The sequence below is a fragment of the Photorhabdus namnaonensis genome (assembly GCF_001684335.1).
Taxonomy (GTDB): Bacteria; Pseudomonadota; Gammaproteobacteria; order Enterobacterales; family Enterobacteriaceae; genus Photorhabdus; species Photorhabdus namnaonensis.
The window spans coordinates 1-12,417 of the sequence record NZ_LOIC01000012.1 but is presented as its reverse complement, the minus strand read 5'-3'; the positions used below and the strand labels follow the sequence as shown (position 1 = coordinate 12,417).

4 protein-coding genes and 1 pseudogene are annotated in these 12,417 nt (G+C 44.1%); all 5 read right to left on the bottom strand.

Going from position 1 to position 12,417, the window contains the following annotated elements:
* Positions 1-1,027: pseudogene (locus Phpb_RS01995) on the bottom strand (DUF3375 domain-containing protein); the annotation flags it as partial.
* A 138-nt stretch (positions 1,028-1,165) separates the two neighbouring features.
* A complete protein-coding gene (gene pulA, locus Phpb_RS01990) occupies positions 1,166-4,438 on the bottom strand; it encodes a pullulanase-type alpha-1,6-glucosidase (protein WP_075489372.1) in 3,273 nt (1,090 codons plus the stop codon).
* 369 nt (positions 4,439-4,807) lie between these two features.
* Positions 4,808-6,049, bottom strand: coding sequence for an RHS repeat-associated core domain-containing protein (locus tag Phpb_RS01985; RefSeq protein WP_082302513.1), 1,242 nt, complete (start codon positions 6,047-6,049; stop codon positions 4,808-4,810).
* A 39-nt stretch (positions 6,050-6,088) separates the two neighbouring features.
* Entirely contained in the window at positions 6,089-9,982 is a 3,894-nt protein-coding gene (locus Phpb_RS01980) for an RHS repeat domain-containing protein (RefSeq protein ID WP_065388945.1), read from the bottom strand.
* Between the two features lie 194 nt (positions 9,983-10,176).
* Complete coding sequence (locus Phpb_RS01975; protein WP_065388944.1) at positions 10,177-12,336, bottom strand: hypothetical protein; 2,160 nt, start codon at positions 12,334-12,336, stop codon at positions 10,177-10,179.
* Positions 12,337-12,417: the final 81 nt, after the last annotated feature.

The following is a 12,417-nucleotide window of genomic DNA, read 5'->3' as shown; positions in this document are numbered from 1 at the left end:
GATGGTTAATAACCTGAAAGCCCTGCGGGCTTTTCGCCTTATATCACCGCCCGCATTGGGCGAGGGTTTACGGCGGATTTTGCTAATACTTGCCGCGCCAACGGGCAGTGACAGAGTTGTCGCCGTTTGCAAGTCATAACCTGAGTTCCTCAATTCAACGGCGAGTCGTTCCAATTGACCAAGCAATCTATCAACAGCACGATTTTCTTGCGCAGCGCCACTCTCTATATAAGCACGCAAACTCTCTTCCGTTTTGAAAAACTCTGTCACTCTCGCGGCTCAGTTCCCTCATGAGCTGATTTAAGAACTGTCGTTGCTGAGTAGTCAAATGTTCTGCCGCAGGACGATTTAAAATACTTCGAAGTTGATCCCGCAGTTCCATTGTTCTATTTTGATCGCATAACAAATCAAAGAAACTTTCAAACGCACTACCCGCATCCGTTTTAGCCAATAGCGCTTCTTTTTCTAAAACAGAGAGAAGAACATCCCCTCGGGTGGAGTCTCCCTCAATAATTTGAATACGAATTTCCTGATCCAGTTGACGAATTTCATCTTCAACACGACGAAAATCACCCGTTAAAACAGAGGCTAACTGGTAGATCTCACGAATTCTCTCCCGCTGCTCAAGCTCAGTCAGTTCAAGCACCACGCCAGCTCTCAGAGCATCAATCTCTCTCTGGATTTCAGCTTTTCTATATTCCAAAAGCGTGACACGTTCATCGACATTCGGACTAATAGCCACCGCAAATTCTCTGACAGCTTCTTGAACAATTCGAAGATGAGACGCAGTGGTTCCTGTACTGCGTTCATCAAGCCCCTGACTAAAACGGAGTGCAACTTCACTGGCATCCGTTTTGGTTAACATGTCGTCCATCTCACGCAACCAGCCTTCCCGAATCCATTTATTAAGATACGTACCCGCTCCCGTTTCAGTTTCCCAAAGACCTAGTTCACGACAACGTACCAGTTCTGCATCAAGTGACACTCGGGCACGACTAAAAGGGACTTCACTCTCCTCGGAAAACAACTCTCCCAGAAACGCCAAAATGAAAGGAGAATTATCAGCTCTTAACAGTTTCCAGGAAGCAGCGGGAGTACTCTTCGAGGTAAAAATGGGCGGTCTGGACAAACCGCCCCGATGCAAACAATGGAAAATTCCTGCGTGTTACTTCCTGCGAACAGGCAAACCAGTACCACGAACACCACCCTGTGGCAAAACCAGCACCGCTACTGACCAAGCCGGCAGCGTGACCGTGCCGTCTTTCGCTATTCTGGTACCTACCGCCAAAGATATGTGGCCCAGTTCCCTCTGAATATCATTCAACTTCAACCCTCTGACGTTAAGATCTCTTACTGTGGCAGAATGTGGAGCCGCATTAATCATCACCACCAAGCCGTCAAATCGCGAATCACGGTCATCACCAGTGCTATTACCGTCGTCTATGGTCATCACCAGCAATCCAAGCTGCTGATGCGGCCCAACGTTACGAAAATCAACACGTTGTTTAACCGATGCGCCATCACCGAGCGTCATCAGTGGTGAAAATTGACGCAGGCGTAGCAGTTCCTGATAAAAAGCCGTCATTTGCAACAATTCAGTCCGGCCCGGTTTACCTACCATATTTTTCACTTTTTCAATCAATCCGTAATTTTCGCCATCAACACGCTGATCCGGCATACCTACATCATAGTTATTATCCTGGTAGGTGTAGCTAACACGATTAAACCAATCACCGGAATTATAGGAATCCCGGGTAAAAGATTTTGAACGTAATAGCTCCGATCCATGTTGAGCAAAGGCCAATCCTTGTCCAAGGAATGTCGTGGCGAGAGATATTGCCTGCATACGAACTCGTGTCGCCAAATTCGCCTCACGCGCGGCTTTGTAGCTGATAATGTCCCACAACGTTTGGTTATCATGCTTAGAGACATAATTGATCACCTCAATCGGATCAGCGGCATAACCGGCTATAGCGCCTTTGTAGTTAATGTCTCTACCCGTTTTCACCGCTCCATCTTTATCGATCATCACAAAATCAGCCAGGTTGCCCGCCATACCAAGACGTACCAAATCCGCCAGATGACGCGTCTCATTAGCATCGAACCACGCCATTTCGTTAAGTAACGTTCCAGCGCCGTTGCCTACCCCCTGATTAACGCGAATGCTATCAGCGGAATCAAACGGCCCTCCCCCCTGTACCGCATCTCGTAGCCGATCAGAGAAAGTACCCACCCCAGAACCCTTAAGATTAATCTGTGAAGCGATTTCGAAGCGGTCTTCCTGCCCTGAGTTCCAACCTTCACCAAAAAAATAGACCGATGGGTTAATCGCGCGTACTTTTGCCAGCGCCGATAAAATCTGCGCCTTCGGATGGTAGCCCATTAAGTCAAATCGGAATGCGTCGATTTTATAGTCCTTAACCCAAGTCACTAACGAGTCTTCAATGAGCTTAGCAAACATACGGTGTTCTGGCGCTGTATCGTGACAACAAGTGTTGGACTCAACATTACCACTGATTTCATTCAGGCGATGATAATACCAAGGAACTATCTTATCCAACACGGAAGACCTATCTGTGGGGCCAGCAGCATTGGTGTGGTTGTACGCTACATCCATAACTACATTCATTCCCAACTGCTGCTTAATAGCCTGAATCATGGCGCGAAACTCTTTTATACGTACCGAACCTTCCGCATCAGTAGCATAAGAACCTTCCGGTACCGAGTAATGAAACGGATCATAACCCCAGTTGTAGGAGTCGGTTTCTGCAATCATTGCATTCAGTTCTTGTACCTGCGGGTTATTGGCACTGTCACCGCGCTGTAACTCCTGCAATACTTCACCCACAGTCTGTGAAATATTGCAATAATCAGCGAAACGGCTGCTCCTCACCTTTGGGTTGACTTGGTACAAACGACTGAATGGATGGTAGAGATCGGCTACTTGGTTGCTAAATTCATTAATGGAAGCCACATCGAATACCGGCAATAGCTCCATATGAGTCACCCCTGCCTGACTCAATGCCTTAAGGTGTTTGAACATATCGCTGTTGTCAGCGGTGAGAGCCAAATACTTACCGCGCCAAGTTTCCGGTACTGTTTCATCTGCAACGGAGAGATCACGGACATGAGCCTCATAGATGGTCATACGCGCAATATCCGCCGGTGTATTTTGCGAATGCGGCATAAGAACGCTATCCCAGTCTTGTGGTTTTAGCGCTTCGTCATCCAAGTTGACGACTTGACTGTATTCCGAATTGGTGGACAGACTGTGGGAATAGGGATCGGTAACCTCGTAGTGCTCTACATTACGGGAATATGGATGGTATACCGTTAAAGCATAGCGGTAGTAAGCACCAATCAAATCCTTATCACCTTGCCATGACCATGAACCACTAGCAGGATCACGGTTCATGGCATGATTGGCGATGACCTGTTTATCTGCATCGTAGATAACCAACCCAACATGTTGAGCGGTAGGCGCCCACAAGCGGAAGGTAACACCGGTATCGTTGATTAGCGCACCATATTCCAGTGTGTCAGCAGCATTGGCGAAATGATCGTCCAAAACACCAGCCGTTTGTATTTGAGTAGCCGATAACAGCAAGCCCTCTTTGTTGGTCGCTAACGCCACCAAATCACCGGTAAGTAACGCATCAACATCCGTATCCGCAGGCAAACGGAATGCAGTTAATTTCCTCAAGTGCGGAAATCTATCAGCCGTTTTCTGGCTCAAGGTGGTCGGCGTCAGTGTCAGATAGCTATCGATGAAATTTCCTTCATCATTAGCTTCTACTTTGCCATTCCGGTTGTAATATAAGCGGACATGGGGTTTATCCGCTCCACCCGACCACAACAAAGTCCGGTTGTCGACCCAATGTGCCGAAGCCTGAGAAACACCAAACACAGAATTAAAGGCTGCCGCACGGCTGCTATAGATTTGATGACTACCGGGTATCACAGAGACGGTACGGTTCTTGAAATCAGAGAAAGAGATTTTTAGGTCACTGTCGATCAATTTATTGTTGCTACCATCACGCACGATAAAATTGATACAACCCTCGTTCTTGGTTAACGGTATTACCCAGTAAGGCCCATAACTATCGCTGCCAGCGGGCGTTGCGCTGGTGTCGTTCCAGCTTGATGAAGGGGAAGCCAAAGCATCACAATTTTTATCGTTCCATAAGTAGAGGGTGTTGGTACTGTAGTCACGGTTCGTTGTTGGACTTTGACTTAATTTAGCAATGTCCACCAAGTGGACTACTGCCTGAAAATTGCCGGCAACAGCAGCTTCACTGGGTACTTTATTAGGGATATGCGCCATCGGCTCCTCCAGGGATTCGGGTAAAGAACTATTGTTATCACAGCTTGCCAGTAGTAAAACGAATGTACTGCTTAATAGGGCCAGGTAAGCCCTTTTCCAGAAGTGAGCTACCATAATCAGACCTTTTTAATAGAAATAAATCGTCGCCGATATTATTGTTAATAAAATAGGAATGAAATATTAAATAATGTCTCAGATGAGTCAGCATCCTCCTAGTTTTGATACTAAGAGGGAGGAGGAGTTAGGAGGAGATACCTTTTCGTGATATTGCGCACAATAATAATGTAATGATCTTTTATTACATAAACCTAGTGTGAGCTTATTTATATTATTCCATCAGATACAGATTAAAATGATGTCAAATGCAGTCATTGTCATTTTTATATATTTTCACAAACTTTATTGTTTCTGCAAAAAAGCATTTTTGGTGATGCAGGATTATTAAGTCATTCCTTTCCTCCTAATCCTGCGTTTTTTCTTGCATTAGATATAAGTGTAACTTGTTACAGGACCTGCACCTGTGTAAAAACGTAAAGCTTGATCATTGCGACCAAAACAATAGCCTAAAATAAGATTATAATCGGGAGAATTAATAAATTCTTTCATATCCTGATATGTAGAATTTCTAATATCTTTAATATGCATTTGTTTACTGGCATTATAACTACCTTTTCTATCATCTCTGTCTTCATTAAAAAATGATATTTCATGCAAATCTGTCCTTCTACGTCCATTTATATTTGCATCCCAATTAAAGCCAAGCTCATCACCATGAGAAGCTGTTAAGATTAAAATTGGCTTACCATTATAATTAGGATCAGTCTCAATCATCCTTATTGGATGATCTAAGTCCGAAGCGCCTATTGGCGTATCCGAACCATAAATTTCTTTTCCTGCAAATGATATAGAGTGCCAACTACTTCCACTATGATTTCGTCTGTTAATTGATCTCTTTGAACGAATACTGACATGAGGGTCAACCACATTTTGAAGATCTTGAGGTACTGTTGGAGAGGCCCCCTGCTTACTAAAAGCAGGGCCTCTCACATCACCACCCGCAGAACTGGCAGTCTTTGATACAGAACCCGTCACACTCGCCACCGCACTGGTAATACCCAGCCCCAATGACACCCAACCTAAAATCTCTGAAGCATGAGGGTCTGTATCTTCAAGAGCGTCCGAGGCAATACTAGTTGCGGAGGCCGCAATACCCAAGCCAGAACTTACTATTGCAGCCCCCATTGATACGGTAACAGTCTCTGCGGCTGCGGCGGCTGCAATAGAAGCACCGAAAGTAAATATGCCTAAAATCAGACCAAATACCCCCACACCGATTCCAACCGCAGCTTTAGTACTCATATGCCCCGATGGATCGCTGTTATTAATCGGATCTCCATCGCAATAAGCATATGGGTTAATCCCCCCTGAACCGAACGGGCTGAAACTGTCCGGGCTGTTAAAACGCATCAATGTTGGATTGTACGACCGATATCCATTCCCCAGATGAGTCGTACCACTGATGGGGTCTCGACGTTCGCCATTAAACCCCGGCAAATCATTATTAGGGGCTTGAGCAATTGCCCCGTAAGGGGAGTAACATACGTTCTGTTGCTGCCCGTTGTTGGATTCCAGAGACAGTAATACGCTATCCATCATATCAACGCCGGTATGATAAAAAGTCATCGCATTTCTCCTAAGTTCTGTTATGCAAAACGAACCATTCATCTCATAGCTCGTTTTGTTTGTATTATTTGGATTACTCGCTTATGACAGACTATCTTCGTCAACACCCACACAACGGTTGCCAATTTTCACAAACCGACTCTGCTGACTAGCATCCACTTTTAACTCATTCACCAAATTTCCCGCCCGGTAATACAACTCCCGATGATCATCATCAGTTACCGCCTGGGTAACCAGAGTGTTCAAACCGTCATAACCATATTGACCACCGGTAGCTCCCGCTCCAGATACCGAATTCAATCTCCCCAAAATGTCATAACTCAGTGTTCGTCCTGCTTCATCCTGCGTCATACATCCGTTATTGTCATAACTCAGCACAATATTAGCTGGATAATCAGGATGACTATGCGTTACTTCTATCAACTGGGTTGGATCATCTTGGTTGGTGTAATAGAAAAGTGCTGTGTCGGTTGCCAGCCCGGAGCCATCACTGAACGTTGTAATACATTGAGTAATATTACTCAGAGAGTCGTAGGTGAACTGCTGGCGCTGAATGGATTTTCCGTAACTGTCCTGTGGCAACTGGTCCCCAGAACATTGATAATCAATAAGCCGGTTACGGCTATCATAGGTATATTCTTCCCGCCGCAGTATCGTACTCCCTTGGCTAGTTTCCCGGCTAGCAAGTTGTCCGTTTTGTTGGTAGCTCTGAGCAATCGTCAGCAATTCCTCCGATGTGCCAGAGGAGATAACACGTTTGATCTCCCGGCTAAAATCATCATAAGTCAGCGCTGTTGTTACTGACGTTTCCCCATTACCATCCTTCGCCACTTGGGAGATCAGACGGCCGTAATCATCGTAATCCAGCGTAACTGTTACCGAAGGAGCATTTAACTGTGCAGGACGCCCATAAGCATCATACTGGCAAGTTTGTACCACTCCGGTTACATCGGTGTAACTGAGTGGATTCCCCATCAAGGAATAGGTATATCCGGTACTGCGAATTGTGCCGTTTTCTGGGGAAAAATCTTCCGTTGCTAAATACCCGGCAGGAACATAGGTCATAGTACGCCCCATATTACCTAGCCCTGAGTCCGTCGCACTGGTGATTAAACCGGTCAAATTATCGTACCCACGAGTCTGAGTTAGTCCATACCCACTAACGTTGCTTAACGCATTTCCCAATTGAGGAATATATTGATAAGTAATTATGTCCCCTGCCGGTGTCATTATCGAATCGGGTACAGGTGTACTACCGGTATAACTGTAGCTATAGGTTCGTCCTCCACTTGTACTTTGTGTCAGGCGCTGCAAACTGTCAAAAGTCTGCGTTCCCATATCTGTTTGATTGCCATCACCATCCGTTACACTGATACTTGTTACTAAGGATTTTCCAGAGAAAGGAGCATAACTTTTCGTTACTACGCTACCATCCGGCAGAGTCTGAGTGGCCACACGTCCCCAGTCATCATAGGTATAGGAAGTGATATTCCCCAACTCATCAGTGTGCTGACGCAAACGTTTTAACCCATCATAATCATTAATAATGTATCCCTGAGAGTGACCATAAGCATCAATATGTTCGATTTGTATTGGTAACTGCTGGACGTTCAGGGTAATGACCTGTTTTCCCAATGTAGATGTGGGTCTTGAATCCGGTGAAGAAGATGTCTGTAATTGCGCCATTATTTGGAGACTTACCGGATCATAATTGGCATATTCAGTACGTTTATCACTGTATTGCGTCAGGTAATTTTTACCCCAGTTGTTATACGATAGCGTAGCCAGTAATGATGGTGTAGCTGAACTGTTTTGAGTCTGAGGCGAGGAAGTCGTGTCCACATCCTGAGTAATGCTGGTTGCTAAACGGCCCAATTCATCGTAAGTCCGAGTCAGATAGGTATATTGCTCCGTGTTACTTTGACCAGATGAGGAGAGAGCACTTTGATCGTTACGTGTCTTTTTCAGTATCCGTCCCATGCCATCAAAATAGAGCACTTGGCTATTCCCGCTACTATCGGTTCGGGTGGTAGTGATATCTGTCGACAATTCATAGGTGGTGGTATAAGTATTTTCATACTCGGTATTGGGATTTAGCACCCGTTTTACTAAACGGCCTAAATTGTCATAACTGTAGGTGGTTTGACTACCCTGCCTATCAGTGGTGGAACTAACACGTCCGCTGTAGCGTGACTGGCAACGCTGGACAGAAAAACTGAGATAATCATAGCCAGTATAGGTAGTATTTTGTACCAAGCTCTCGCCATCCACGCTGTAAATAAAATCCGCAGTGCTGGTATAGCTTGGTATTTCATCCTGATAGATAGTTGATTCTATTCTAGTAATACGTCCAAGTTCTGTATCACTGGCATCCGTATTATAAGTCGTCGTTTGTGCCGACAGCGTTGTTTTATTGCTGACATTAGTTACCGTATTTTGCAGGACAACATAGTCAGTTGGCCCTCCGGGCGGCGTGGCGGCTTTGCTGTAGGTATAGTTGGTAATTTGAGTTGGTGCATCGAAGCCAGATGTGTCTGGAGGAATAACTGTCTGTGTCTGAACAAAACGGGTGAAGCCATTGGGTTCAGCCGGGCAATTATCATCACCCGATGCAGGATAATAGCTGTAATCGGTTTGCGTACCATCCGGTGTAATCTGGGTCAGGGGATTACCTTCATCGTCATAACTGCATGTTGTGATTTCTGACCGTTTTTGTGCGTGACTAGGGAGACTAGTATCGGTATAAGTCACCGTTTGGGTGATAGGGCATTGATACTGAGCAGGCTGACCATCAACATTCACGCCGACAGTGAGATCATACTCAGTATCCGTCTGATAAGTGCATGATCCTTGCTCTACTACCTGTTGAGTCATTAGGTGCAGGCTGTTGTAAGTACGTTTAGTGGTCAAAATCACCTGGTTATTATTGTTAGCATCTACCACGGTTTCAATAGAACCATATAGATAGCCACTATCGCCGTCATAATAATTCGTGTTCAGTAAGGCATCCTTATTAGGATCCCAACTGGTAATAGAACTGTCTGCCGCGCCTAGATAATTATGTCCTTGGTACAATTGATAGTCATACGTCGTGGTTATTTGTGGCTGACCAAAACCCGGCGTCTGAACATACTGTGTCACAGCTGGAAGGGTGGTTAATAATGGATTATATGCTGTTGCCGCTAGCGGAAAAACGATAGCATCTTTATCGTACGTGACTACTTGCCGATACCCAGTAGGAGCAGTGATAGCAGTGAGCAAATGAAATTCATCTACATCCTCATAAGCCAAAGTCCATTCTAATTCTGGAAATACTGCGGTATTGGTGATAGTCGACAAGTAATCTCCGTTACCGCTCCAAGTAAATATCACGTTATACATTTCCGTGGTACCCGGCCAGATATTAAACGAGGCGGTTCCATCATTGTCATCGTAGCTCACCTGACAGAGCAAGTCGTTCTCATCTGAAACGGATAGTAAGCGTTTTTGGGAGCCAGAGACAGCCCAAGACAACATAAGAACACGACCGGATGGGGTATAAATCCGAGTGGGTAGAAAATCCATACCATCAAATCCGGTCAGTACCTGAATTCCACCAGATTTGTACAGGATCTGGTATTCGTTACTACTGATTTTAACGAAATTAAAGTTATTCAAACGCTTCTGATCAACCATGACAGTATTATCAGACATTTCAATAATCTTATATTGTTCCCCAGTATCAAGGTACAACTGACGATTACTGTAATCGTAGTAAGACAATCCCAATGTACAACCAGTACCGATACCTTGGGGATTATCCTGCGTTAGTGGGGCATAGCTTAATGCTAGCGTCAGACTAGGACCTAGATTATTATTGCCAATAAGATTGGCAATAGGCATGGAAAGGGAGAAAAGGCCGGTACGAGGATCAACACTTCCTTGAGTAGCACTGATAAAGTTACCGGACTGAGTGAAATAACTGAATGAAGGCATAATTTAATCTCAGCAGTAATTAATAGAGAATATCCGCTCCACATAATGACTCACGACAGATTTGATTAATGAGTCCACCATGCAATGCAAGAGTTAAGTTTGCTTATAAGAATTGCCCGCCTCTAATATGTATTTTATGAAAAAGCATATATAGACGAGCAGGTCATAAATTAACTCAGAGATGATTTTATTTATTAAGATTTCCCATTGGCTATAACGATAGTATTAGCATCACCACCCGGCCATGGGAAATTGACATAACCGACATTACCATATTGATCATATAACGAAACATAGAACTCATAGATCCGAGCCTGATAGTGATAAGTGTCATAACCAGGGCTTACATAATTATATGCCATTCGAGTCAAGCAAAGGCTTGTAGTACCATCTTGGCATACCTCTATATTATAATGGTTTCCAGCGTAATGATTGTATCCACTAGATGTAGCATTGCCATAGGCATCACAATCAACCGCTATTACTATACGATCCTCTCCCTGTGCCCAAATATAACCATTCATAAACCCTTCATCCCAAGAGTTTATATAATAGGGTCTATAGTAATAAGAACCCGATGTATATGGTTGTGTCTCTACAACACCGGGATCAGAGAAAACAATTTTAAATATACTCGCCGATCTCAGTCGAACATAATAGTTATCTTGATCGGCCGTATAATTACTATTAGTAGTTGATTTCGGCTTAGCCGTGTCTTCTCGAGTAAAAGTAAAGTCGCTGTTATTATCCTCTCCTCCTGACTGCCCATTGCCGGAATAAATATAATTTAGCGTTACTAGAGTTTTTATTACCACATAGGAGGGAGTGCCATAATTAGGATCATTTTCCGCCGTAGTGTACTCCACATCATTCACCGTAATCCCCATAGCAATATCTTTGGAGTTATTCTGCCCGTTTTGCTGACTATAGAGATAATAAACAATTGTCGCTTCTGACACCGTATCCTGTGATTGAGCGCTAACTACATAGCTTTCACCCACAGGGTAAACAGGATTGAAAAAGTCGTTTGGCACGCCTGCATAAGCCCACTCAGAACTGGTCGATGAAGCATCTCCATCCAAAGTTAATTTAGAACGATCGCCATAATCACAGAGATATGTCAAGCCACTGATATCACTGGTTTGCAGAGGAATAGCAACTCCTTTCGTATCCATTGCCTCAACTCTCAAACGCAGACCCACCTGGTTGAGCCCATTAGCATAGATTGTTGCTGAACTTTCAGCAATTCCCTCACTTCCTAGCGCCTCAATCTTTAATTCCTTGAAACTACCAAAAACTTCCTGCCAATTGAGAATGCCAATAGTATTGCCCTCATCACTACTATTAGGCTCTAAAATAACATTCCCTGAATTACCGTTTTGGTCATAATAAGTCACATAAGCATAATAATAGGCATCATTTGCACTCTCGGGACTATCTTGCCATGCCAATCGAGTAAGACACAATTGCCCGGGGTACTCATTAACTGTAGCCTGGAACGAATTAAGATCTGTAAAAGAAGAAGCGTATTCACCCGGTGATGTATACAACGTACAATAAACCGACTTTTGTGTTCCTAATGGCCAAATAAAACCGCTTCTAGGGTAAGATCCCTGCCCAGTGTAAAAAGGTTTTGCCGGCGAATCCAAAGTAGCATTTAAATCCCCTTGCCAGCATTCAGAATTAATATCGACCTTATTGATATATAGACTACTATCACTAAACGCCAAATAATAGTTATCCTGGTCGATAGAAACGGAATTATTATTTGTATCTGTCGTTTTAATCGTCGCAGTATCATACCGTTTCAAAGTAACATCACTGTTGTCATCATCAACATTGGATACATATTTCTTCTGCGGTAACACATCGACAAGCAAATGAGAATGTCGATCAGGAACACGATAGTCATCGGTAATATAACGTTTACCAGCAATCGTCACACCAACGCTCAATGAAGTAGCTGCAAGGGTATTCCAAGGAGAACAGGAAACATACCAAGTCACCCTCACAAGATTATCGCAACTCAATTTAGCATCAGAGGATGATATTTGACTCACTAACCAAGATACAGGTTGAGTAAAAACATCAGCAATAAATTGAGCACGCCAAGGTGTATTTTTCTGCTCAGCGGAATAAAGCCGATCACCATTACCAGTATGATGCAACCAAGCAACCGACAGGACATCATTTGCCGTCAATGGAAGATAACCACCACATTTGGCTCTGGCGCGAAAAGTCAGTGTTACCGCCACCTGATTACGACCATTGGCATAAAGAGTAACACCGGATGCTTGGGGATTATCAGCAAATTCAAGGAAAAACAGATCAATAGCGTCGAAATCTTCCCACACTAATGAGATGGTCGCCCTCACCCTGTTAGCGATATATTGACAGCGTGTGATTTATTTTTTTAAGAGGCCATCATCATGAAC